Annotated in this window: 25 protein-coding genes, 1 tRNA gene and 2 pseudogenes; 15 read left to right on the top strand and 13 right to left on the bottom strand. The window is 70.5% G+C overall.

From position 1 onward, the window contains the following. Nucleotides 1-42: 42 nt before the first annotated feature. The gene (locus tag ABZX10_RS03080) at nucleotides 43-1,686 is read left to right on the top strand and encodes a hypothetical protein (protein ID WP_355534404.1); all 1,644 of its coding nucleotides are present in this window, start codon (nucleotides 43-45) and stop codon (nucleotides 1,684-1,686) included. Between the two features lie 57 nt (nucleotides 1,687-1,743). Here the strand turns inward: ABZX10_RS03080 and clpX are convergent, their stop codons facing one another. The 4 genes from clpX to tig all read right to left on the bottom strand — a co-directional run bounded on the left by clpX (nucleotide 1,744) and on the right by tig (nucleotide 6,039). Further along, nucleotides 1,744-3,018, bottom strand: coding sequence for an ATP-dependent Clp protease ATP-binding subunit ClpX (gene clpX, locus ABZX10_RS03075; RefSeq protein ID WP_355534402.1), 1,275 nt, complete (start codon nucleotides 3,016-3,018; stop codon nucleotides 1,744-1,746). 186 nt (nucleotides 3,019-3,204) lie between these two features. Next, on the bottom strand, nucleotides 3,205-3,867 hold the full coding sequence (locus tag ABZX10_RS03070; protein WP_168544888.1) for an ATP-dependent Clp protease proteolytic subunit: 663 nt from the start codon (nucleotides 3,865-3,867) through the stop codon (nucleotides 3,205-3,207). Nucleotides 3,868-3,885: 18 nt separating this feature from the next. Next, complete coding sequence (locus ABZX10_RS03065) at nucleotides 3,886-4,479, bottom strand: ATP-dependent Clp protease proteolytic subunit (protein WP_210733490.1); 594 nt, start codon at nucleotides 4,477-4,479, stop codon at nucleotides 3,886-3,888. A 138-nt stretch (nucleotides 4,480-4,617) separates the two neighbouring features. Next, nucleotides 4,618-6,039, bottom strand: coding sequence for a trigger factor (gene tig, locus ABZX10_RS03060; RefSeq protein ID WP_355534399.1), 1,422 nt, complete (start codon nucleotides 6,037-6,039; stop codon nucleotides 4,618-4,620). A gap of 169 nt (nucleotides 6,040-6,208) precedes the next feature. Between tig and ABZX10_RS03055 the strand changes: the two genes are divergently transcribed. Continuing rightward, on the top strand, nucleotides 6,209-6,592 hold the full coding sequence (locus ABZX10_RS03055) for a DUF1304 domain-containing protein (protein ID WP_355534397.1): 384 nt from the start codon (nucleotides 6,209-6,211) through the stop codon (nucleotides 6,590-6,592). Between the two features lies 1 nt (nucleotide 6,593). Here ABZX10_RS03055 and ABZX10_RS03050 read toward each other — a convergent pair whose 3' ends face one another. After that, on the bottom strand, nucleotides 6,594-7,163 hold the full coding sequence (locus ABZX10_RS03050) for a hypothetical protein (RefSeq protein WP_355534395.1): 570 nt from the start codon (nucleotides 7,161-7,163) through the stop codon (nucleotides 6,594-6,596). A 43-nt stretch (nucleotides 7,164-7,206) separates the two neighbouring features. Here ABZX10_RS03050 and speG point away from each other — a divergent pair, with 43 nt between their 5' ends. Both speG and ABZX10_RS03040 read left to right on the top strand, forming a co-directional pair. Next, nucleotides 7,207-7,728: a spermidine N1-acetyltransferase gene (gene speG, locus ABZX10_RS03045; protein ID WP_355534393.1), complete on the top strand. Its 522-nt coding sequence runs from the start codon at nucleotides 7,207-7,209 to the stop codon at nucleotides 7,726-7,728. 102 nt (nucleotides 7,729-7,830) lie between these two features. After that, a complete protein-coding gene (locus ABZX10_RS03040) occupies nucleotides 7,831-8,580 on the top strand; it encodes a YoaK family protein (protein WP_355534391.1) in 750 nt (249 codons plus the stop codon). Here the strand turns inward: ABZX10_RS03040 and ABZX10_RS03035 are convergent. Then, nucleotides 8,540-9,067, bottom strand: a complete 528-nt coding sequence (locus ABZX10_RS03035; RefSeq protein ID WP_355534389.1) for a helix-turn-helix domain-containing protein — start codon at nucleotides 9,065-9,067, stop codon at nucleotides 8,540-8,542. The two genes, ABZX10_RS03040 and ABZX10_RS03035, sit on opposite strands and share 41 nt — an antisense overlap. An 88-nt stretch (nucleotides 9,068-9,155) precedes the next feature. On the opposite strand from ABZX10_RS03035, the gene ABZX10_RS03030 reads away from it, so the two are divergent. From ABZX10_RS03030 to ABZX10_RS03020, 3 genes are all read left to right on the top strand, one after another. Next, nucleotides 9,156-9,857, top strand: a complete 702-nt coding sequence (locus tag ABZX10_RS03030; RefSeq protein WP_355534387.1) for an SDR family oxidoreductase — start codon at nucleotides 9,156-9,158, stop codon at nucleotides 9,855-9,857. 26 nt (nucleotides 9,858-9,883) lie between these two features. Next, nucleotides 9,884-10,309 (top strand): tautomerase family protein, encoded by a 426-nt coding sequence (locus ABZX10_RS03025; RefSeq protein WP_355534385.1) that lies wholly within the window; start codon nucleotides 9,884-9,886, stop codon nucleotides 10,307-10,309. Between the two features lie 67 nt (nucleotides 10,310-10,376). Continuing rightward, nucleotides 10,377-11,696, top strand: a complete 1,320-nt coding sequence (locus tag ABZX10_RS03020) for an MFS transporter (protein WP_355534383.1) — start codon at nucleotides 10,377-10,379, stop codon at nucleotides 11,694-11,696. Between the two features lie 110 nt (nucleotides 11,697-11,806). Here the strand turns inward: ABZX10_RS03020 and ABZX10_RS03015 are convergent. After that, a pseudogene (locus tag ABZX10_RS03015) lies at nucleotides 11,807-12,294 on the bottom strand (NADP-dependent oxidoreductase); the annotation flags it as partial. A gap of 178 nt (nucleotides 12,295-12,472) precedes the next feature. Here ABZX10_RS03015 and ABZX10_RS03010 point away from each other — a divergent pair. The 6 genes and pseudogenes from ABZX10_RS03010 (at nucleotide 12,473) to ABZX10_RS02985 (ending at nucleotide 17,504) form a co-directional block, all read left to right on the top strand. Then, a complete protein-coding gene (locus ABZX10_RS03010) occupies nucleotides 12,473-13,750 on the top strand; it encodes an ATP-binding protein (RefSeq protein WP_355534381.1) in 1,278 nt (425 codons plus the stop codon). Nucleotides 13,751-14,041: 291 nt separating this feature from the next. After that, nucleotides 14,042-14,719 carry an excalibur calcium-binding domain-containing protein gene (locus ABZX10_RS03005; protein WP_355534379.1) on the top strand — a complete coding sequence of 226 codons (678 nt, stop codon included), beginning with the start codon at nucleotides 14,042-14,044 and terminating at the stop codon, nucleotides 14,717-14,719. 47 nt (nucleotides 14,720-14,766) lie between these two features. Next, nucleotides 14,767-15,510, top strand: a pseudogene (locus ABZX10_RS03000) (uracil-DNA glycosylase); the annotation flags it as partial. Nucleotides 15,511-15,537: 27 nt separating this feature from the next. Next, nucleotides 15,538-15,906, top strand: coding sequence for a DUF488 family protein (locus ABZX10_RS02995; protein ID WP_355534842.1), 369 nt, complete (start codon nucleotides 15,538-15,540; stop codon nucleotides 15,904-15,906). Between the two features lie 58 nt (nucleotides 15,907-15,964). Continuing rightward, on the top strand, nucleotides 15,965-17,362 hold the full coding sequence (locus ABZX10_RS02990) for an OFA family MFS transporter (RefSeq protein WP_355534377.1): 1,398 nt from the start codon (nucleotides 15,965-15,967) through the stop codon (nucleotides 17,360-17,362). 13 nt (nucleotides 17,363-17,375) lie between these two features. Beyond that, complete coding sequence (locus ABZX10_RS02985) at nucleotides 17,376-17,504, top strand: hypothetical protein (protein WP_355534375.1); 129 nt, start codon at nucleotides 17,376-17,378, stop codon at nucleotides 17,502-17,504. Nucleotides 17,505-17,542: 38 nt separating this feature from the next. On the opposite strand, the gene ABZX10_RS02980 is transcribed toward ABZX10_RS02985, so the two are convergent. Together ABZX10_RS02980 and ABZX10_RS02975 are read right to left on the bottom strand one after the other, a co-directional pair. Continuing rightward, the gene (locus tag ABZX10_RS02980) at nucleotides 17,543-17,863 is read right to left on the bottom strand and encodes a hypothetical protein (RefSeq protein WP_355534373.1); all 321 of its coding nucleotides are present in this window, start codon (nucleotides 17,861-17,863) and stop codon (nucleotides 17,543-17,545) included. 19 nt (nucleotides 17,864-17,882) lie between these two features. Next, nucleotides 17,883-18,548 carry a DUF1361 domain-containing protein gene (locus ABZX10_RS02975; RefSeq protein ID WP_355534371.1) on the bottom strand — a complete coding sequence of 222 codons (666 nt, stop codon included), beginning with the start codon at nucleotides 18,546-18,548 and terminating at the stop codon, nucleotides 17,883-17,885. Nucleotides 18,549-18,744: 196 nt separating this feature from the next. On the opposite strand from ABZX10_RS02975, the gene ABZX10_RS02970 reads away from it, so the two are divergent. Then, nucleotides 18,745-18,818, top strand: a tRNA-Pro gene (locus ABZX10_RS02970). Between the two features lie 123 nt (nucleotides 18,819-18,941). Here ABZX10_RS02970 and ABZX10_RS02965 read toward each other — a convergent pair. After that, nucleotides 18,942-20,123 (bottom strand): benzoate/H(+) symporter BenE family transporter, encoded by a 1,182-nt coding sequence (locus ABZX10_RS02965; protein WP_355534369.1) that lies wholly within the window; start codon nucleotides 20,121-20,123, stop codon nucleotides 18,942-18,944. 22 nt (nucleotides 20,124-20,145) lie between these two features. On the opposite strand from ABZX10_RS02965, the gene ABZX10_RS02960 reads away from it, so the two are divergent. Continuing rightward, nucleotides 20,146-20,658 (top strand): XRE family transcriptional regulator, encoded by a 513-nt coding sequence (locus ABZX10_RS02960; protein ID WP_355534367.1) that lies wholly within the window; start codon nucleotides 20,146-20,148, stop codon nucleotides 20,656-20,658. On the opposite strand, the gene ABZX10_RS02955 is transcribed toward ABZX10_RS02960, so the two are convergent. From ABZX10_RS02955 to ABZX10_RS02945, 3 genes are read right to left on the bottom strand one after another with little or no spacing between them, the layout of a single operon-like run. After that, nucleotides 20,655-21,242, bottom strand: a complete 588-nt coding sequence (locus ABZX10_RS02955; protein ID WP_355534365.1) for a hypothetical protein — start codon at nucleotides 21,240-21,242, stop codon at nucleotides 20,655-20,657. The two genes, ABZX10_RS02960 and ABZX10_RS02955, sit on opposite strands and share 4 nt — an antisense overlap. Nucleotides 21,243-21,297: 55 nt before the next feature. Then, the gene (locus ABZX10_RS02950) at nucleotides 21,298-22,065 is read right to left on the bottom strand and encodes an ABC transporter ATP-binding protein (RefSeq protein ID WP_355534363.1); all 768 of its coding nucleotides are present in this window, start codon (nucleotides 22,063-22,065) and stop codon (nucleotides 21,298-21,300) included. Further along, the gene (locus ABZX10_RS02945; RefSeq protein WP_355534840.1) at nucleotides 22,062-23,027 is read right to left on the bottom strand and encodes an iron ABC transporter permease; all 966 of its coding nucleotides are present in this window, start codon (nucleotides 23,025-23,027) and stop codon (nucleotides 22,062-22,064) included. The genes ABZX10_RS02950 and ABZX10_RS02945 overlap by 4 nt, the downstream gene beginning before the upstream one ends. Between the last annotated feature and the right edge of the window lie 45 nt (nucleotides 23,028-23,072).

Raw genomic sequence — 23,072 nt, 5'->3', positions numbered from 1 at the left:
GCGCCCCTCTCCACCCCTGGACGTCCGTTATCGTACCTAGCCATGCGGGAGGACAGAGGGATGCGTGGTGCCGGGCTGCTCGGGAGGCCGGTGGCGATCGTGCTGGTGGGACTGCTGGCGGTGCTGTTGGCCGTCGCGCCCGCGGCGGCCGATCCGAACGGCGTCGGGGTGGACGTCGTGATGGACCTCCGCGACGACGGCGGGCTCGCCGTCACGACGACGATCACCGCACCGACGGGTCGCGCGGTGGCGCAGCGTCTCCCGCTCGACGTGCAGGTCGAGGGCTCCCGGGTCCAGCACTTCACGGTGTCCGACGTGAAGGCGGAGAACGGCACCGCGACGGTCACCGACGGCGCGCTGCAGGTCTCCGCGCCGGGCGGCACCACCAAGGTCGCGTACACCGTGCGCGGCACGGTGGAGAACGGCCCGGAGCTGCAGCAGTTCACCTGGCCGATCGCCGCGGGGTACACCGTCGACCTCGAACGCCTCACCGCCACGTTCGGTTCGCCGGCCGCCGCGCCGGACTCGCCGCTCTGCGGCATCGGCAGTCCCGGCGAGCGGCGCCTGTGCTCCATGACCGAGACCGACGCCACGGGGCACGTCTCCATGCAGCAGACCGGACTGCCGAGGGGCAAGGCCGCGGTCTTCACCGTGCTCCTGCCCGCGGGAACGGTGAAGGCGGACGCGAGGTTCACCTCGGCGGCCCCGTCCCGCCCCGCCGAGGCCGGCACCGCAGCGCTGGTCGCACTGTCGCTGGGCACCGTCCTCGCCCTGGCCGTGGCCGGATTCGCGCTCCTGCGCCGCCGCGCCGACGACGCGGCGGCCGGGTCCGCGGGTCCGACGGCCGACCTGTTGATCCCCGCGGACGCCGCGGGTGGACGGGGCGGCAGCGTCGCCTTCGCCTCGCCCGACGGTGTCCTCCCGGGCCAGGTCGGCGCCCTGGTGGACGGCCGGGTGCGCCCGTCCGACATCGGCGCGACGGTGCTCGACCTCGCGGTCCGCGGCTACCTCTGGATCGCCGAGCTGCCGGGCGGGGACTACCAGATCTCCCGGCGCGCGCCGCTCGACGGCGCGGCCTCCCCCGCCGAGCGCGCCGTCGTCGACGCGATCCTGCCCGACGGTGCCGAGTCCACCACCACCGGCGAGCTCGCGGGCGGCGCCCGGCCCCTGGCGCTGTCCGGGGCCCGTTCCGCGGCCCGCGCGTCCGTGATCGAACGCGGCTGGGTCCGCACGCTCCCCCGCGCGCGCCGGACGGCGCTCGCGTTCGCGGTGACCGAGGTCGGCGCGATCGCGGCGCTGATCTGCGCGTTCGTCGGGGCGACGGTGCTCTGGGCGCTCGCCGTGATCATCCTCGGACTGGGTCTGACGGTGGCCGCGCTCCTGCTGCCGGAGCGGACCGTTTCGGGCAGCAGGCTGGCGGCCGGCGTGGGCGGGATGCGGCAGTACCTGATCGCGACGAACGTCGGCGCGCTGCCCCCGGAACAGCGCGCACTGCTCTTCGAGCGGGGCCTGCCCTACGCGCACGCCTTCGGCGACCTGCGGGGATGGGTCGGGACCTGGGGCGGCACCGTCGGCGCGCCCCTGGACTGGTACCGCTCCGCGCAGGGCCCGGTCGCCGGGCTCATGACGCTCGGCGCCGTCCTCGACGGCGTCGCGGCGCAGGCCGATGCCGCCGAGCGAGCCTGACAGAACAACACTGTGCCCCCAGCCGTTTCGGCTGGGGGCACAGTTCTGACGTGCGCGTTACGCGCTCTTCTCGCGACGCTCGTGCGAGCGCTTGCGGGGCACGATGGTGGGCAGCACATTGTCGCGCACCGTCTCGCCCGTGACCACGACCTTCGCCACGTCGTCGCGCGACGGGATGTCGAACATCACGGGGTTGAGGACCTCTTCCATGATCGCGCGGAGCCCGCGGGCCCCGGTACCGCGATGGATGGCCTGATCGGCGATGGCACCGAGGGCCTCCTCGTCGAACTCGAGCTCCACGCCGTCCATCTCGAACAGGCGCTGATACTGCTTGACGAGGGCGTTCTTCGGCTCCGAGAGGATCGAGACCAGCGACTCCTTGTCCAGGTTGGACACGGACGCAATGACGGGAAGACGGCCGATGAACTCCGGGATCAGGCCGAACTTGATCAGGTCCTCGGGCAGCACGTCGGCGAAGTGGTCGACGGTGTCGACCTCGCTCTTGGTGCGCACCTCGTTGCCGAATCCCAGGCCCCGCTTGCCGATCCGGTCGCCCACGACCTTCTCCAGCCCGGCGAAGGCGCCCGCCACGATGAACAGCACGTTCGTCGTGTCGATCTGGATGAACTCCTGGTGCGGGTGCTTGCGGCCGCCCTGCGGCGGGACGCTGGCCTGCGTGCCCTCGAGGATCTTCAGCAGCGCCTGCTGCACGCCCTCACCCGACACGTCGCGCGTGATCGACGGGTTCTCGCTCTTGCGCGCGATCTTGTCGACCTCGTCGATGTAGATGATGCCGGTCTCGGCGCGCTTGACGTCGTAGTCGGCGGCCTGGATCAGCTTGAGGAGGATGTTCTCCACGTCCTCGCCGACGTAGCCCGCCTCGGTGAGCGCGGTGGCATCGGCGATGGCGAAGGGCACGTTGAGCATCTTCGCCAGCGTCTGCGCCAGGTAGGTCTTGCCGCAGCCGGTGGGGCCGAGCATGAGGATGTTGGACTTCGCCAGCTCCACGCTCTCGCCGCGCGCGTCCTTGCGCTCGCCCGCCTGGATCCGCTTGTAGTGGTTGTAGACCGCGACCGCGAGGTTCCGCTTGGCCGAGTCCTGCCCGATCACGTAGTTGTCCAGGAAGTCGCGGATCTCGACCGGCTTGGGCAGCTCGTCCAGCTTCACATCGCTGGACTCCGCGAGCTCCTCCTCGATGATCTCGTTGCACAGGTCGATGCACTCATCGCAGATGTACACGCCGGGACCGGCGATCAGCTTCTTGACCTGCTTCTGGCTCTTTCCGCAGAAGGAGCACTTCAACAGGTCTGCGCCGTCCCCGATCCGTGCCATGCCGTGCCCTACTTCCCTTGCCGATGACTGGTCTGCCCGCAGTCCCGAGGGCAGCCGACGCCTGATGTCGACGGTACCCGCGAACCGAATTCCCGGCGACCGATATGAACAGCTTGCTGCAGGTGGCGCCGGGGGCCGCGGAACCCGCTCACGCGGCGTGTCGCGGCCCCCGGCCACCTGCTCGAATTACTTGGCGGACGCCTTGCGGTACGGGAACACCGTGTCGACGATGCCGTACTCCTTGGCCTGGTCGGCCGTGAGGATGTTGTCGCGGTCGGTGTCCTTGCGGATCTGCTCGAAGGTCTGGCCGGTGTGGTTCGCCAGGATCTCGTCGAGACGGTTGCGCACGCGCTCGATCTCGGCCGCCTGGATCTCCAGGTCCGAGACCTGCCCACGGGCGCCGCCGCCGCTGCGCGGCTGGTGGATCAGCACCGTCGAGTTGGGGAGCGCGGCGCGCTTGCCCGGCGTACCGCCGGCCAACAGGATCGCCGCAGCGGAGGCCGCGGTGCCGAGCACGACGGTCGCGACGTCGCAGTGGACGTACTGCATCGTGTCGTAGATGCCCAGCGCGTCGTAGACGCTGCCGCCGGGCGAGTTGATGTACAGGGTGATGTCGCGGTCCGGGTCCTGGGACTCGAGCACCAGCAGCTGCGCCATCACGTCGTTCGCCGAGACCTCGTCGACCTGGGTCTTGAGGAAGATGATGCGCTCGTCGAAGAGCTTGGCGTACGGGTCCATGACCCGCTGCTCACCGTTGGCGGCGCGCTCGAAGAACTGCGGAATCGTGTAGCGGGACTGCGGCGGCAGGTGCAGGCCCTGCGCCGTGTTCTGGGGGAAACCGTCGGTCATTGAAGTGAAGTCCTCTCGCTACTTGACGGCGCTCGCGCGGCTGACGACGTGGTCGACGAAGCCGTAGTCGCGGGCCTCCTCGGCCGTGAACCAGTTGTCGCGGTCCGCGTCGGCCTCGATCTTCTCGATCGACTGGCCGGTGAACTGCGCGTTGAGGCGGTTCATCTCGATCTTGGTCTTGCGGTAGAGCTCGGCCTGGATCGCGATGTCGGCCGCGGTGCCGCCGATGCCGGCGGACGGCTGATGCATCATGATGCGTGCGTGCGGGAGCGCGTAGCGCTTGCCCTTGGCGCCGGCGGCGAGCAGGAACTCGCCCATCGACGCGGCCATGCCCATCGCGTACGTCGCGACATCACACTCGACGAACTCCATGGTGTCGAAGATCGCCATGCCGGCGGAGATGCTGCCACCGGGGGAGTTGATGTAGAGGTTGATGTCCTTGGTCGGATCCTCCGCGGACAGCAGCAGCATCTGCGCACAGAGCTGGTTCGCGATGTCGTCGTTCACCTCGCTGCCGAGGAAGATGATCCGCGACTCCAGGAGGCGGCTGTACACCGAATCGTTGAGGTTCAAACCGGCGAGTCCGGTCCGCATGATGGGGTTGGAGGTCATCCGCTGCTCCCTGCCTTTCTTTGCTGACATCGACACTAACGAACGCGCAGGGGCGGAACGTCCCCCGGCGCGCCCCACTCCGCTGAGGGCAGAACGCCCCGCAGCCGGTCGGGGCTGCGGGGCGATCGTGCGGCGGGACTACTTCTCTTCGGCGGCGGAGTCCTCGGCGGTGATCTCCTCGGCCTCGGCGACCACGGCCTCCTCGGACGCGGCCTCCTCGGCGAGCTCCTCGCCGGCGTCGTCACGGTCGAACAGGGCCTTGGTGTCGACGGCGTTGCCGTCGGCGTCCTTGACCGTCACCTCGAGCACGACGTCCGCGAGGCCCTTGCCCCGGCGGACCTCCTGGAACAGGGCGGGCAGCTGCCCGGCCTGCTGGATCTGCTGGATGAACTCGGCGGGCTGCACGCCGTAGCGCTGCGACTGGAACAGGATGTGCTCCTGCAGCTCCTGCTGGTCGACCTGCACGTCCTGGGCGTCCGCGATCGCGTCGAGCAGCAGCTGGACCTTCACCTGCTTCTCGGCCGACTCGCGGGCCTGGTTCTCGAACTCCTCGCGCGTGGTGCCCTGCGCCTTGAGCGCGGTCTCGAGGAGCTCCTCGTTGTGGCCCACCTGGTGCAGCACGTCGTGCACGTTGGCGTCGGTCTGCTCCTTGACGACGGCCTCGGGCAGCGGCACCTCGACGGACTCGAGCAGCTTGTCGAGCACGGCGTCGCGGATGTCCGCGGCCTGGCCCAGCTTCTTGTTCTGCTCGACGCGCTCACGCAGGTCGGCACGCAGCTCGTCGACGGTGTCGAACTCGCTCGCCAGCTGGGCGAACTCGTCGTCCAGTTCCGGCAGCTCGCGCTCCTTGACGGAGTCGACGACGACGGTGACGTCCGCCTCCTGGCCCGCGAACTCGCCGGCCACGAGGGTGGTCGCGAACTCCTTGGACTCGCCCGACTTCAGGCCGACGACGGCCTCGTCGAGACCGTCGATGAGGTTGCCGGAGCCGACCTCGTGCGACAGGCCGGTGGTCTTGGCGTCCTCGACGTCCTTGCCGTCGACGGTGGCCGACAGGTCGATGGTGATGAAGTCACCGGTCTCGACCGCACGCTCGACGCCCTTGAGGGTGCCGAAGCGGGCGCGCAGGCCCTCGATCTGCTCGTCGACGTCGGCGTCCGTGACCTCGAGCGACGGGACCTCGACCTCGATGGCCGAGTAGTCGGGCAGCGTGATCTCGGGGCGCACGTCCACCTCGGCGGTGAACGAGAAGGTCTCGCCGTACTCGAGCTTGTCGATGTCGATCTCGGGCTGTCCGAGGGCCTTCACCTCGGAGTCGAGGACGGCCTGGCTGTACTTGCCGGGCAGCGCGTCGTTGATCACCTGCGAGAGCACGGCGTCGCGGCCGACGCGCGCCTCGATCAGCTTCGCGGGGGCCTTGCCCTTGCGGAAGCCGGGGATGTTGACCTGGTCGGCGAGCGTCGCGTAGGCGCGCTCGAAATCGGGCGCGAGCTCGTCGAAGGGAACCTCGACGCTCAGGCGGACGCGAGTCGGGCTCAGCTGCTCGACGGTGCTCTTCACTCGTTCTCCTCGGGTTGGTATCAGCAGGACGCCGCCTGATGTGCGGTTTCCTGCGGGCAGCACGGGGCCCCGTCGGGCCCACGGCACTCGGACGATCCTACGCGACGGTGCCGGGGCCGGTTCAGCCCGGGCGGGCGCCGGACGGGCGGACATCGGCCATGATGAACACATGATCCCCGCCGGACTCGTGGTCGCCGCCATCGCCGCGCTCGTGCACTGCTTCATCTTCTACTTGGAATCGATCGCGTGGACGTCGCCGCGCTCCCGCGCGACCTTCGGCACGACCGCCGAGACGGCGGAGGTCACCCGTCCGCTCGCCTTCAACCAGGGTTTCTACAACCTGTTCCTCGCGGTGGCGGTGTTCCTCGGCCTCGCGCTGTTCGGGCCGCAGCGCGCCGTCGGCGCGACCCTGATCCTCGTGGGCGTCGGCTCGATGCTCGCGGCGGCGCTGGTCCTCGCGCTATCGGATCGGACCAAGCTCCGCGCGGCGATCGTCCAGGGTTCCGCACCCCTGGTCGCCGTGATCGCGCTGACGGTCGGTCTCATCGCGTAGATCAGCAGAGGCGCGTATCCCGCGCTTCCACTGGCCACGAGGTGAGCAGCTCGAAGTGCCTTGAGAGGTCCCGCCGCTCAACGAAGCTCCGGAAGAGGCACAACGCCACGCGCAGGGAATGCGTCATGTAGGCGCACGTAGCGTCGTCGGCGTGCTCGTCCCCCACGTGCAGGGCGAGCTCCTGAGGCGATACGTGCCGGCGCCACAGCTGCAGGTTTCGCTCGTTCAGGCCGTCTGCGCCCTGGACACCGAACTCCGCGATGAATCCGTGCCCCGCCTTCGAAAGCACCTGGACGAACGGCACCCGCCATCGACCGACGTCGACAGCCGCCCCGCCGTCGCCCGCGGACGCCGGTCCCACCACCGACATCGTGAGGAAGTAGTCGTCATCCGGATCGGCGTCGGGCGACGCGCGGTCGTCGAGCAGGCCCCGCACCGCCGGATACCAGTCGGCCGCCGTACAGCGATACGTACCGCACCGCGGATGCTCGTACTCCGCCCACTGTGCAGCACCCAGGTGCAATTCGAACTCGAGTGCGCCGGCCGCTTCCAGGTCCATCCCCATGTCCATGAGCGCACGCTACGACGCCCCACTGACAACTACGCTGAGGCGCATGACCGTCCAGCTGCGCGCCATGGAACGCACGGACCTGCGGTTCGTACACGGCCTGTTCAACGACCGGGCGGTGATGTCGTACTGGTTCGAGGAGCCCTTCGACGCGCTGGCCGAGCTCGAAGACATCTACGAGCGGCACATCCACGACGAGCGCGAGCGTCGATTCATCATCGAGAACGACGGACTGCCGGTGGGCCTGGTCGAGCTCGTCGAGATCAACGTCATCCACCGGAACTGCGAGTTCCAGATCATCGTGGCACCGGCGCAACAGGGGCGCGGCTACGCGAGCGTCGCCACCCGCAGGGCGCTCGACTACGCGTTCCGGATCCTCAACCTGCACAAGGTGTACCTCTACGTGGACGTCGCCAACGAGAAGGCGGCGCACGTCTACGAGAAGCTGGGGTTCACCGAGGAAGGGCTGCTGCGCGAGCAGTTCTTCTCGAACGGTCGGTACCGCGATGCGCGGCTCATGGGCGTCTTCCAGCGCGACTTCCTCGCCGCGGACCCGCCGCTCGGCTGATCGCGACGTGGGCACACGGTGTGACCGCCCTCCCACCAGGGCCCGAGTGTGAATCGGTGCGGCCGGGCGGCGACGGCCGCTCACCGTCGGTAACCATGGGGAATGACCACCCCGACGGAGCAACAGCCCACGAAGCCCCGCCCAGTCGTCTCCCGGGACGCCGCGATCGGACCCGACGCACGCCTGTCCTGGCTCCTCGCCGGCATGGCGGGCATGGTCGGCGCGGTCGCCTTCCTGCACTCCGCGGGGTACTTCGTGACCTTCATGACGGGCAACACCGAGCGCGCGGTACTCACCTGGTTCAAGGCCGCCGATGCGCAGCGGATCGCGGGTGCCGGCGCGCTCGCCGCGACCGCCCTCATCATCGCCTTCGTGACGGGTGTCGTGGTGGCGTCGATCTGCCGCCGCTACTTCTGGCACGGCCACCCGCACGGCCCGACGGTGCTCACCACGGCGGGCCTGCTGGTCGCGTCGGCCACGGACTTCGTCCTCGACGGCTTCGCGGAGCCTCAGGTGCGCTTCGTCCCCATCCTGATCATCACCTTCTCGCTGGGAGCACTGAACACGTCCTTCACCAAGAACGGCGAGGTCTCGGTGCCCCTCTCGTACGTGACGGGCACGCTGGTCAAGCTCGGGCAGGGCATCGAGCGGCACGCGACCGGCAACGGCACCGTCTTCGACTGGCTCGGCTACGCCCTGGTGTACGCCGGGTTCGTCCTCGGCGCCGCGGTGGGCGGCGCCATCGGCTCGGTCGTGACCGGCCCGCAGGTCATCCTCGCCGCCGGCGTGCTCTGCGGCGTCATCACGCTGATCACGTTCCTGCATTCGGATCGGCGGACGCTGCTGGGCTGACCGGGTCCGGCGCGACCCACCGGTCCCGGTTGAACCGGATCTCGATCGCGGCCGGCAGAACCTCCGTCCCCGCCGCGGCCGGGCGGGTGCGGACCGGCTCCCCCGTCGCCGTGTCCACGAACACGAGGGGCGCCCCCTCGGGCTGCAGATGGGCGTCGCCGAACTGGATCAGCGCGAGGAACACGGGCAGCAGATCCTCGCCCGCCGCCGTGAGCCGGTACTCGGCGCGGGCGCGCGCCCCCGGCTCGCGGTACTCCGTCGCTGCGATGAGATCCGCCGAGGCCAGTTGTTTGAGCGCGCGCGAGACCGCAGGGGCGGAGGTCTCCGTCCGGGTGACGAGGTCGTCGAAGCGCGTCGTGCCGTAGAGGAGTTCCCGCACGACGAGGAACACCGTCTTCGTGGTGAGCAGGTCCAGTGTGCGGGCGGCCGAGCAGCCGTCGCCGATCGCCCACGTACTCCGGTCCCGCAGTCGCTCCTCGAACTCCATGACCCGATCATAACTAACGCTTGCGTTACTCAGATCGAGATGCTTGAATCGAGCTGACTAACGTAGTCATTACTCAGAAGGAGCAGTCATGGTCGCCATCAAGGACGCCGTCGTCGTCGTCACGGGAGGCCGACGGGGCCTCGGTGCCGCGCTGGTCGACGGGGCGCTGGCCCGCGGGGCCAGGAAGGTCTACGCGACGGGGCGGGAGCCGTTCACCGATCCCCGCCCCGAGGTCGTGCCCGTCGCCCTCGAGGTGCGGTCACCGGAATCCGCCGAAGCCCTCGCACGGCTCGCGTCGGACGCCGAGATCGTGTTCAACAACGCCGGGATCATGACTCCCACGCCACTGGCGACCGGCGACCTCGCCGAGATCGAGGCGATGTTCGACGTCAACGCGCTCGGCCTGCTGCGCGTCGCGCGGGCCTTCGCTCCGGTGCTGGCGGCGAACGGCGGTGGCACGCTCGTCGACATGCACTCCGTGCTCTCGTGGCTGTCCGGGTCCGGCGGTTACGGAGCGTCGAAGGCGGCCGCGTGGTCGATCACGAACTCGCTCCGTGTCGAACTCGCCGCGCAGAACACCCGGGTCGTCGGTGTGCACGCGGGCTTCATCGACACCGACATGGTGTCGGCCATCCCGGCACCCAAGGCGACGCCCGACGAGATCGCCACGGCGATCCTCGACGGCGTCGAGGCCGGCGAGGTCGAGATCCTCGCCGACGAGATCACGACCACCACGAAGGCGGCCCTCTCCGGCCCCGTCGAAGCCCTGACCTTCCCCGCCGGCGCCTGACCCGACCACAACCCGAAGGAATCACCATGCCGCTCTGGAACATCCACCACACACCCGGCGTCTTCACCGCCGCCGAGAAGGAATCGCTCTCCACCGCGATCACCGATCAGTATGCGGCGATCGGCCTGCCGCGCTTCTACGTCGTCGTCCTGTTCCACGAGGTCTCGCCGCAGGACTTCTTCATCGGCGGCACCAGCGCCCCGGTCGCGGTGCGCATCGCGATCGACCACATCGCCCGGCACGCGTCCGACTCCGCAAGCCGGTCGCGGATCGCGCAATGGGTGCGTGCGATGGTCGCACCGTCGCTGGCCCGGCACCCCGATCTGCAATGGGAGTTCCACGTCGACGACACCAGCGAGGAGATGTGGATGATCAACGGCCTCGTACCACCGCCGGCGCAGTCCGAGGCGGAGCGAACCTGGGCCGCGACGAACCGGTCCTCGGCGTACTGACCTCGATTGCGGTCACCGCGAGCACAACCGGTGACAGGGACCCCGGAGCGCCGATAGCTTCCGATCGGTGAGCACCGCCACCGTCGAATCCGTTCCCGTACCGTCCGCTCCCGACCGTGCACAGCTGCGGCGCGTGGTCGCGGCGTCGCTACTGGGCACCACGGTCGAGTGGTACGACTTCTTCCTCTCCTCGACCGCGGCATCGATGGTCTTCACCAAACTCTTCTTCCCGGAGACGAGTTCGTTCGTGGGCACGATGCTCGGCTTCGTCACGTTCGCCGTGGGCTTCGTCATGCGGCCGATCGGCGGTCTCGTCTTCGGGCACGTCGGAGATCGGATCGGCCGGCGCCAGACCCTCGCGCTGACGATGCTGCTGATGGGTGTGGCGACGGCACTGATGGGCGCGCTCCCCACCGCCGGCCAAGTGGGTGTCCTGGCCCCGATCCTGTTGCTACTACTACGGATCGTCCAGGGTTTCGCGCTCGGCGGCGAGTGGGCGGGCGCGGTCCTGCTGGCCGTCGAGCACGCGCCCGAGGGCCGCAAGGGCCGGTTCGGTGCGGTCCCGCAGGTGGGTCTCGCGCTCGGCCTCGGACTCGGCACCGCCGTCTTCGCACTGCTGCAAACGGTTTTCGACGACGACCAGTTCCTCCGGTTCGGCTGGCGCATCGCCTTCGCCGTGTCGATCGTGTTGGTGGTGATCGGCATCGTCGTGCGGCTGGTTGTCGACGAGACCCCCGCGTTCGTGGCAGCCCGGGCGACGCTGGACACCACCCGTACGCCCCTGCGCCAGTTGCTCGGCGATCCCGTGTTGCGCCGCAACACTATCGCCGGGTGCCTCGCGCGGTGGGCCGAGGGCAGCGCGTTCAACACGTGGGGCGTCTTCGCCATCACGTACGCCACGGCGACGCTCGCGATGAACAAGATCGGGGTCCTGCTCGCCGTGACCGCGGCCGCCCTCGTCATGGCCGCGGTGATCCCGTTCGCGGGCGCACTCGCGGACCGGATCGGGCCGGGCAGGGTGTACGGCACTGGCGTGCTGCTCTACGGCCTTGCGGTGTTCCCCGTGTTCGCGCTGTTCGGGACCGCGTCGATCGCCTGGTTCACAGTGGGCCTCGTCGTGGTGTTCGGCTTCGTCCACGGCCTCTTCTACGCCGCGCAGGGCACCTTCTTCGCGAGCCTCTTCCCCACCGAGGTCCGCTACACGGGACTGTCCGTCGTGTACCAGTTCTCGGGGATCTACGCGTCGGGCCTGACGCCCCTCATTCTCACCGCGCTGATCCACGGGGCCGACGGTGCGCCGTGGCCTGCGGCGGGCTATCTGGTCGCCACGGCGGCGATCTCAGTGACCGCGACGGTGTGGATCAGACGGGTCGCCCGGCTCCCGTGAACGGGCGCACCGTCATTCGCCGGGCACGAGCACGATCCTGCCGCGGAGGCCCCCGCGACGACTGCGCTCCTGCGCTCCCGCCACCTGCGCCAGCGGGAACGGGTGCACGTCCGGACACGATCCACCATGCCAGCGCCGTAGACCACGGGCTCGGCACCGAGATCGCGGTGGCGCTCGGCGTTCCGCTCTCCCGCGATGCCGATCACTCGCGCTCCCCGCGCCATCGCCAGCTGGACCGCGGCACTGCCGACGCCACCCGACGCGCCGTTGATCAGCACGGTCCCGCCCTGAACACCGAGTTGCTCCAGGGCGCGGGTCGCGGTCTCGACGACGGACGGCAGGGCAGCTGCGGCCTCCGCGTCGAGTCCGGCGGGAATCGGCGCGTAGTGAGCGACCACCGCGAGGTCCGCTTGTGCCCTGCCGTCGGAACAGAAGCCGAACACCCGGTCGCCGAGAGCGATGTCCGAGACTGAATCGCCCACCTCGTCGACGACTCCGGCGGCCTCGTAGCCGCCCCGGGCCGGGGTGCGGCGCGGCGATCTCGACGACCCGCAGTACCCTCCGGTCCACCGAACCGGTCGAATCGCACCGCCTGCATCGCCGCCTCCACGCGTCCGCTTCCGCAGCCGGTGGCGCGGTGTTCCGGTACCCGGTGTCCTCCGGGATCGGGTGGACTCCCAACACCGTGGCTCTCGGGCGAGACACCTAAGGCGCGGCGGGTTCGGGCACGCAAAACCCACATGCGTTCGCGGGTGACCCGTGCCACACTGCCACCCATGAGGCCACGCATCCGGGACTTCCACGACGACGACCTCGACACCGTCGTGCAGCTGTGGGAGGCGGCGCACCACCGCGGCACGACGCCCGTGTACTCGATGGCGGAGGTCATCGCGTCGTGTCAGCAGGACCACGCGATGGTCGCGACGGTGGACGATCGCGTGGTCGCCGTCGCGGTGGGCCGCGCCGCCCACGCTCAGGGGTGGATCGTGTTCTTCGACGTCGCCCCGGACATCGATCGACGCGTCGCGGGCACCCTGCTCGACGCCCTGGAACGGCGGATGGCCCCGTTGGGGCTCGGCAAGCTCTCCGTCCTCACCTCGGGCGACGACGACGCCGCAGCCGCGTTGTCGGAGAACGGCTTCGAGATCCGTGATCCGGTGCGGTACCTGGAGCGCCCGATGCCCGTGCAGCGCCGCGAGCTCGACCTGCTCAAGGAGGTCGGCGGGCGACTGCTGCCGCGGCACCTGTGGGACGGCGTGAGCGGCATGCGACAGGAGAAGGAGATGCTCGAGCAGCGCCTGGTGACGCCGCTCGCGCGCCCGGACATGGCGGAGCGATTCGGCGTGATGCCGCCGCACGCCGTGATGCTGTTCGGACCGCCCGGCACCGGGAAGACGACCTTCGCGAAAGCCGTCGCGTCACGCCTGGACTGGCCGTTCGTGGAGCTCTTCCCCTCCCGCCTCGCCGACTCCCCGGGCGGCCTGGCCGGGGCGCTGCGATCCGCGTTCGAATCGATCGCGTCGCTCGAGCACGCCGTCGTGTTCATCGACGAGGTGGAGGAGATCGCCTCGCACCGCCGCGGCGACCCGCCGTCGCCCACACAGGGCGTGACCAACGAGCTGCTCAAGCAGGTGGCGGAGTTCCGCGACCAGGAGGGGCGGCTCCTGGTGTGCGCCACCAACTTCGTCCGCGCGCTCGACGACGCCTTCCTCCGGCACGGCCGGTTCGACTACGTCATGCCGATCGGGCTCCCCGACGCCGGCGCACGCTCCGCGATCTGGGGCCGCTACATACCGGAGCACGCGATCGACGCGATCGACATCGACGCCTTGACCGTCGCCAGCGAGGGCATGACTCCCGCCGACATCGAATACGCGGCGCGGCGCGCCTCACAGGACGCCCTGGCGCGGGCGCTCGACGCCGACGAGGGCGTCCCACCCCAGGAGCTGAGCACCGACGACTACCTCGCGGCGCTGGGCGCGACCCGTGCGACGGTCTCGCCGGCGGTCGCCGCCGAGTTCTCCGAGGACATCGAGACCTACGCGCGCCTGTGATCGGAGCCGTGCACCGCGGAGGCGGACGGCGCACGATTTCGAATGATCGAACATTCCTGCTATCGTGGTGCTCAAGTTCGTGAGCGTGACTGTAAACCGCTCAGTGAAACAGAGGCCGGGGCGCGTTACAGGTGCCACCGGCCTCGCCCATATCCGGAGCACGTCTTCTTCGCAGCGATAGTTAGCGTCCACGCGGTATCGAACCGGACAATCTTCGTCTAACGTCTGTGCACGAAGGCCCGATCGACCGTCGATCCACGGTCACATCGTCCAGACAGAAGGCGAGAGTCCATGTACCCCAACGGAGGTCCGTCGAGCCCGGCACCGTACCAGCCGCCCGCGCAGCGTTCACGTGCGGTGGTGATCGCGGGGTGGGTCCTGCTCGTCCTCGCCGCCCTCGTCGCCCTCGGGTCCCTCGTCGGCGGCGACGGGTTCGCGGGCCGCATCGCCGGGCTCCTCCTCGCCGCCACGCTCGCCGTGCTGGGGGTGATGCTGGTGCGGCCGTTCGCTTCCTGGAAGGTGGCCGGCCCCGGGGCCGCCCTCGCGCTCGTGCTGAGCATGCTCATCATGCCGAGCACGCCGAAAGAACCGACTCCGGCGAGCGGGTTGGTCGGCCCCACCTCCGCCGCCGCCGTCACCTCGTCGGCCACCGCGACGGTGACCGTCACCGCGACGACCACGACGACGTCCTCGAGCCCGGCCCCGTCGACCACCACCGCGGCTCCGACGACGACCACGACCACCACCGCGGCGCTGCCGAATCCCGGTGTCACGGAAACGGACACCCGCACCCCGGTCCCCGCACCGCCCCGAACGGTCACGACTGAGCCCACCAACGATTCGCCGTCGGCCTACTACAAGAACTGTGATGCTGCGAAAGCAGCGGGCGCCGCGCCCATGCGACGGGGCGAGCCCGGCTACCGGCCGGGCCTCGACAGGGATGGCGACGGCATCGCGTGCGACAGGTGATCTCGCACGGTCGGCCCTGCGAGCGGCCGCAGGCATAGTCTCGAAGCATGCCCACGCGAGCCCGATCCGCCCGGCCGGAGGAGGCACCGTCGGCGGCGGGACGCGTGCGGACGGTGCCGGATCTGGACGCGCTGGTCATCAGCTGCCGGGCGTGCCCGCGGCTCGTCGCCTGGCGGGAGGAGGTCGCACGGGTCAAACGCGCGTCGTTCGCTGACCAGACGTACTGGGGCAAGCCCGTTCCCGGTTTCGGGCCGGCCGACGCGTCGATCCTCATCGTCGGCCTGGCGCCCGCGGCGCACGGCGCCAACCGCACGGGCCGGATGTTCACCGGCGACCGCAGCGGCGACGTGTTGTTCGCCGCGCTGCACGCCGTGGGTCTCGCGAATCAGCCCACGGCCACCGCGATCGACGACGGCCTGCAGCTCGTCGACACCCGGATCAGCTCGCCCGTCCACTGCGCGCCGCCGGACAACAAGCCGACGCCGGACGAGCGCCGCACCTGCTCCCCCTTCCTGGCGCGCGAATTCGAACTCCTCCCGACGGTGCGCGTCGCCGTCGTGCTGGGCGGGTTCGGCTGGCAGGCACTGTTCTCCGTACTCGCGGAGGGCGGCTGGACGATCCCCCGGCCCCGCCCGAGATTCGGCCACGGCACACGAGTGGACCTGCGGCACCCGGACGGACGCCGGCTCACCGTCCTCGGGTGTTTCCACGTGAGCCAGCAGAACACCTTCACCGGACGGCTCACTCCGGCCATGCTGGAGGAGGTCCTGCGGAACGCGAGGCGCATCGCCGCCGAGCGAACGACGGAAGGCGCGACGATGACAGTCCGGGTCAAGCGGGTGTACGAGGCCGAGGAGGCCACGGACGGGAAGCGGGTCCTCGTCGACCGCCTGTGGCCGCGCGGGGTCAGCAAGGACCGGGCCGACCTGTTCGAGTGGTGCAAGGCGGTGGCGCCGTCCACCGAGCTGCGCACATGGTACGAACACGACCCGGCGAAGTACCCGGAGTTCGTGTCGCGGTACCGCGCCGAGCTCGCGGATCCCGACGCGGCCGCGGCCTACGCCGACCTTGCTAAGCTCGTAGCAAGCGGGCCCGTCACGCTGCTGACCGCGTCGAAGGCGGAGGGGATCAGTCAGGCGCACGTCCTGGGCGCCCTCCTCGAGGGGCGTGACCCGCTCGACCGCTGACGGATCCAACTTCTCCGACCGGCGCCGAAGGGTCCCTCGGGACTGCCAGCGTCGCGCCGTGGCCGCACTGTCGTTCCTGGATCGAGAGCACTCCGTCGCACCGCTGCACTACAACCGGTGGCTGATACCCCCTGCGGCGCTGGCGATCCACCTGTGCATCGGGCAGGTGTACGCGACCAGCGTCTACAAGGACGCACTGGTCAAGCACTTCGACACCGACAAGACGATGATCGGCGTGGTCTTCTCGATCGCCATCGTCATGCTGGGCCTCTCCGCCGCGGTGTTCGGCACCTGGGTCGATCGGGTCGGACCGCGGCGCACCATGTTCACGGCGGCGAGCTGCTGGGGCGCCGGGTTTCTCATCGCCGCGGCGGGCATCGCGACCGGCCAGCTGTGGTTGTTGTACCTCGGCTACGGTGTGGTCGGCGGCATCGGCCTCGGGCTCGGCTACATCTCGCCGGTCTCCACGTTGATGAAGTGGTTCCCCGACCGTCCGGGGCTCGCAACGGGCATGGCCATCATGGGATTCGGCGGCGGCGCGATGGTCGCGTCACCCCTGTCGAAGGAGCTGCTCGACTGGTACGGCGGTGCGGCGGCCGGCGGCAGCGCCGTGACCAAGTTGTTCATCACCCTCGGCATCGCGTACTTCGTCATGATGATGATGGGCGTCTTCACCATTCGCGTGCCCGCACCGGGCTACCTGCCCGCGGGATTCGATCCGGCCGCCGCCACATCGAAGTCGATGGTGAGCGCCGGGAACGTCTCGGCGGCGAACGCGATCAAGACGCCGCAGTTCTGGCTGCTGTGGATCGTGCTGCTGTGCAACGTGACCGCGGGCATCGGCATCCTCGAGCAGGCCGCCGACATGATCAAGGACTTCTTCCGCGACGGCTCGGGGGTGTCCACCGTGTCGGCGACCGTTGCCGCGGGGTTCGTGGGCCTGCTGTCCGTGGCGAACATGGCGGGCAGGCTCGGCTGGTCGACCACCTCCGACTACATCGGGCGCAAGCCGACGTACATGATGTACCTCGGCGTGGGAATCCTGCTGTACCTGGGGCTCGCGACCGTCGGCGCGTCGTCGACGGCGCTGTTCGTACTGTTCTGCGCCATGATCATCTCCTTCTACGGCGGCGGTTTCGCAACGGCGCCCGCGTACCTGAGGGACCTGTTCGGCACGTACCAGGTGGGCGCGATCCACGGCCGGCTCCTGACCGCGTGGTCGACGGCGGGCGTACTGGGACCGCTGATCGTCAACCGGGTGCTGGACTCGAAGAAGGACCACGTCGACGGGGCCGGCAAGACGATCCCGCTCGAGGCCTCCGATTACCACCTGGCGCTGTACATCATGGTCGGCGTGCTCGTCGTCGGCTTCCTCGCCAACCTCGCCATCCGCCCCGTGTCCGCGCGCTGGCACGAGAAGGGCCCCGTCGTCGACGCCGTCGACGCGGCGCACTGACAGGAGTGAACCCGTGACCGAGTCCGAAGCCGACCAGCGGCACACCATCCAGCTCGTGGTGACCTGGGCCGTCGTCACCATTCCGCTGCTGTACGGCCTCTACAACGCCGTCGACGCCGCGCTGCAGCTGTTCCACGGCTGAGTCGACGGGCCCCTTCCTGCAGGACCGCACGGCCGGAATCAGCCCCTGCGGGACCACCAGCGGCGAGCCCGGCGCGGCTCCGGCGGGATCAGGACCTCGCGGAAGCGATCCGCGAACCCTGCGATCGCGCGCTGCTCGTCCTCGAGCAGTCCGCGGTTCCCGCTGGTGACCTCCAGGGCGATCGGCGTGCCCGGCCCGACGTCGAGGTCCGCCCAGCACAGCGGCAGGTTCTGCGCGAGCAGGCGGCGCCCGCCCACGACCACGTAGATCCGCGACACGTACCGCGCGGACTCCCAGCTGAGCCTCTCTGCGCGGTCGGCGTCCAGGTTACCGTCCGCGACGAATCGCTCCAGGTACACAGGGTCGACGGTACGCCGCTCACCCGCGGTTCGGGGCCGTCTCGGCCTCCGCGACGACGGACGGGCTGAGCGAGAAGATCGTCAGGTACGCGAGCCCGAAGAACGCGGCCACCGCGGCCGCGACCCCCGTGGACTGCACGTACGAGAAGGGCGAGGTCACCCAGTCGAGCGTGGCGAACACGACGGCGTCCGGCCGCGTCACCAGGTCCCACGAGTTCCAGCGCTGGAACCGCCCGATCACGACGCCGACCGCGCACAGTCCCACGGACAGCAGCACCACGAGCCAGCCCCACCGCGCGCCGAACTCGCGCTGCAGGCGGCGGTGCACCAGCAGCATCGAGACGACGCCGAGCAGGGTCCCCGTCCACGCCGCGAACCCGTACTGGAGCACGTGCCGCCACATGTTCTCCCCGTCCCCGAGGTGCACGAGGTCCGTCACCAGGTACGGCGAGTTGGGGAGGAACGCCAGCCAGCCGAGGCCGAGCGGCACGAGCGCCCAGCGGCGGCGCACCGCGTGGAAGCCGAGCGCGAACAGCATCGGGATCCAGGCGAGGAAGAGATTCCAGATGAGGAACCGGCTCGGGTAGGTGAGCGGCGCCGCCGGATCGGTGGTGCCGAGCACCACGGTCAGCGCGGTCGTGGCGAGCAGGGAGGCCAGCAGCAGGATGCCGCGCGTTCTCGTCATCCGACCAGTTTGCCAGCCTGCAGCGGATGGTTAGCGACCGTCAGCTCCGACGGACATCCGTGCCTGAACGCGAGCCGCCCGCGATGGCGAGGTGGCCGCCCGTTCTGGGCGGGCCGGAGCCGGAGGCCCCACAGCGACGCGGACGCAGTCCGGGTCCTCACCCCAGGTACGCTCTACCTGGTCACGAAAGTGATCACGGGATGTGGCGCAGCTTGGTAGCGCATTCGCTTTGGGAGCGAAGGGTCGCAGGTTCAAATCCTGTCATCCCGACTGCCGGAGTACGAGGACATGTCTTCGCACTCCCGCGGGGTTCTGTCGCTCGGCACCGGGGTGCAACCCCGTGAGGAGCGGGCAACCCCGCGCGGCAACGGGCACCGGTCCCGGCGCGCCGGCTCACGCCGGCGCGGACCGTCGAACCCCGAGCAGCACGGAGACGACGATGCCGACCACGAGCGCCCAGAACGCGGACCCGATGCCGACCACGGTCGTCCCGGACGCGGCGACGACGAACGTCACCGCGGCCGGCACCCGAGCCTCCACGTCCGCCATCGCCCCCGCGCATGCGGCGGCGAACGCGCCCACGAGCGCGACGCCGGCGACGGCCTGGATCACGCCCTCCGGCGCCGCGAGCACGACCGCCGTCAGGCCCGTACTGACAACGCCGAGTACGAGGTTCGCAGCCCCCGACGACACACCCGCGATCCAGCGTCGCGACGCCGGCCCCGCATCGGGTCCCGCGGCGAGGGCGGCACTGATCGCCGCGAGGTTGATCGCGTGCCCGCCGAAGGGCGCACCGACCGCCGACAGGACGCCGGTCACCGTCAGCGCCGGCCGCCAGGGCACCGAGTAGCCGTAGGTCGCGAGCACGGCCGCGCCGGGGATGTTCTGCGAGGCCATGGTCACGATGTAGAGCGGCAGCAGCACGCCGGTCATCGCCTGCAGCGACCAGGCGGGCGTCGTCCACTCCACGTGCGGCACGAGCGCCGAGAAGGCGGGGACGGCATCGTCGCGCACCAGGGCGATGCCGATGACGACCAACGCGACCACGAACGCCAGCGGGACCGCCCACCGCGGCTGGACCTTGAGCAGCACCAGCCACACGAGCAGCACCGGCGCGACGGCCGCGGGATGCGCCGCGAGCGCCTTGACCGGCGCGATGCACAGCGGCAGCAGGACGCCCGCGAGCATGGCCTGCGCGATCGGCGCGGGGATCCGCTGCACCCACCGCGCGAGGGCCGGCCACAGCCCGGTCACCACGAAGAGGACCCCGCACACCACGAACGCGCCGACCGCTGCCGGCCACCCGCCCGCGACGGCGCCGGTGGTCGCGAGCAGCGCGGCACCGGGCGTGGACCAAGCACTGACGATCGGCATCCGGTACCGCCACGACAGCAGCGCGGATGCCGCTCCCATGGTCACCGTGACCGCCAACAGCCCCGACGCGGCCTGCCCCGGGCTCGCACCCACCCCGCGCAGGCCGGCGAGCACCACGGCGAAGGCGGAGGTGTAGCCGACGAGGGCGGTGACGATGCCCGCCCCGACGGGCACCATCGTTCCGTTCTCAGAACGTTCCATGAACAGAACGTAGCATGGGGTCATGCCCTCCCCCGATGTCGGCGGCCGTCTCCGCGAACTCCGCACCGAACGCGGCCTCAGCCTGTCCGAGCTCGCGCGCCGCGCAGGCATCGGCAAGGGATCACTCTCGGAGATCGAGGCCGGCGGGCGCAATCCCACGATCGAAACCCTCTACGCCCTCTGCGTTCCGCTCGACGTGCCCCTCACCGCCCTGGTCGGCGAATCCCCCGGGGCCCACAGCGTCGCCGACGGCGGGATGCGCACCGTCCTCCTCTCCGTGCGGCACCTGCCGCGCACGACCGTCGAGGTCTTCCGGCTGGAGTTCCCCGCCGGGTCGGACCACGTCTCCCCCGGGCACGGCGAGCGGGTCCGCGAGCACCTCACGGTGGTCGACGGTGCGCTCACCGTCGGCCCGGTGGGCGACGAACGACTCGTGCAGCAGGGCGATTCGCGCAGCTGGACTAGCGACGGCCCGCACCGGTTCGCGACCGTCGGCGGCGCCGAGGCCGTCGTGGTGATCACGACCCCGCGCTAGAAGGTCTTCACACCCGACGAGGCGACGACCATGCCGTGCCCCGTGGTCCGGTGGGTGAACGCGGTCCCGTACTCGTTGGCGACGATGAACCAGCCCCGGGCCGTATAGGTCCGATAGTCGAGCGTGATCGGATCCGTCACACCGAGATTGCCGAGCACGTAGGTGAGGTCGCCATCACTCGTGATGTTCACGCCGTTCGCCTCGTCGCCGGATTCGGTGCGCGGGCGGGGCCGGTCGAACTCCAGCTCGCAGCCGACACTGGTCTCACTGACCTGACAGGTGGTACGCCCGCTGCGCGTTCGAATCGCGGTGTACTCGTTGCCGTTCTCGGGCAGGACGACCGCCGTCGCGGCCGCGCCCGACGGCCGCGCGCTGGTCGTGGTCGACGGTGCGGTGGTCGTCGTCGCGGGCGCCTGCGGAGCGGGCGTGGCGATTCCCGGCCCCACACCGCCCGGGATCACCGTGACCCCGTTCGCGCCGTTCCCGGACACCGTCGCCGAACACCCGGCCAGCAGCGCCGAGCAGCCGACGACCACCGCCATCGCGAGTCGTGTGCGCATCGCGGCCTCCAGACCCTTCGTCACTCCTGCATCAAGAGTAAACACTGATCCCTCGCGGCGCACCGACCAGTCTGAGTGCTCACCGCAGGAGCCCCAGGACCGGCCGGCCGTCGGGGCCGGTCTCGACGTGCACCCGGGCGCCGAAGTGCGCGGCGATCAGGTCCGCGGTGAGCACCTGCGCCGGCGTCCCGGCGGCGACCACGCGGCCCCGGGACAGCAGCACCAGCCGGTCCGCGTACTGCGCCGCCAGCGTCAGGTCGTGGATCGTGGTGATCACCGTCAGCCCGTCGTCGCGGCGCAGGTGGTCCACGAGGTCCATGACCTGCTGCTGGTGCCCGATGTCCAGGGCCGTGGTCGGCTCGTCGAGCAGCAACACGGGCGCCTCCTGAGCGAGGGCGCGCGCCAGCACGACGCGCTGCCGCTCGCCGCCGGACAGGCGATCGACGTCGCGCTCGGCGAACTCCTCCAGACCGAGGCGGGCCAGCACGGCGCGCACGATCCGGCGGTCGTCCGCGCTCTCGCGGCCGAGGTAGGCGACGTACGGCGACCTGCCCAGCAGCGCGTAGTCGAACACCGTCATCCCCTCGGGGAGCTGCGGCGACTGCGGCGCGTAGGCGAAGATCCGGGCGCGCTCGCGCGGACGCAGCCGGCGCGGGTCGGCCCCGTCGACGGTGACGGTTCCCCCGCTGCGCGCCAGGCCCAGGGCCGCGCGCAGCAGCGTCGATTTCCCGGCGCCGTTCGGCCCGATCACCGCGGTCCACGAGCCCGACGGTGCCGTCAGCGCCACGTCGTGCAGTACGGGGCGCCCGTCGAGCGCGACATCGACGCCGGAGAACTCCACGCTCACAGCCCGCTCCGTCCCCGCATCGCTCGCAGCACGACGACGAAGAACGGACCGCCGACGAACGCGGTGACCACACCGAGCGGCAGTTCGCCGGGAGCGACGACGGTACGTGCGAGGATGTCGGCGAGCACCAGGAAGGCGGCGCCACCGAGGAGGGACAGCGGGAGAACCGCGCGGTACGAGGTGCCCGCGAGCCGGCGCACGACGTGCGGGACGACGATGCCCACGAACCCGATGAGCCCGCCCACCGCGACGGCGGCGGCGGTGGCGAGCGACGCCGCGGTCAACACCAGCAGCCGGACGCGCCGCGCCGAGACGCCGAGGGCCGTGGCCTCGTCGTCGCCGACCCCCAGGACGTCGAGCAGGCGGCCGTGGAGCACCAGCGCGACCACGGAGATCCCGGCGTAGGGCAGGACGGCGAGCAACCGCGGACCGTCGACCGAGGCGACGCCGCCGAGCACCCAGGAGTAGATGCGCTGCAGCTCCTGGGCGTCGCGCTGCATGAGGAAGGTCTGGACCGCGCTGAGGAAAGCGGAGACCGCGACGCCGGCCAGGAGCAGCGTCGACGTGCCCCGCCCACCCGCCGCACTGCCCAACGCGTAGGCGAGGGCGACACCCGCGAGCGCGCCCACGAACGCCGCGACGGGCACCGTCGCCGCGGGATCGCCGGGCAGGAACACGATGGTCGCGGTGGCACCGACGCCCGCGCCTGCGGCGGCGCCGAGCAGGTACGGGTCGGCGAGCGGGTTGCGGAAGACGCCCTGGTAGCCGGCGCCCGCGATCGCGAGGAGCCCGCCGACGAGCGCGGCCGCGAGCACCCGCGGAAGCCTGATCTCCAGCAACAGGTTCCGCTCCAGGCGCGTGAGCCCAGAACCGGCATGGATGCCGGGCAGCAGATCGACGAGCTCGGTCAGAACGGCGCGAGCGGGCAGGTGGACCGCCCCGACCAGCAGTCCCGCCAGCATCGACGCGAGGAGCGCGACGACGGCGACCAGCAGCGGGACCGGACG

Source organism: Tsukamurella sp. NPDC003166, assembly GCF_040611135.1.
Lineage (GTDB): Bacteria > Actinomycetota > Actinomycetes > Mycobacteriales > Mycobacteriaceae > Tsukamurella.
Note: the sequence above shows the minus strand (reverse complement) of the source record. Positions and strands in the feature narration are given on the sequence as shown.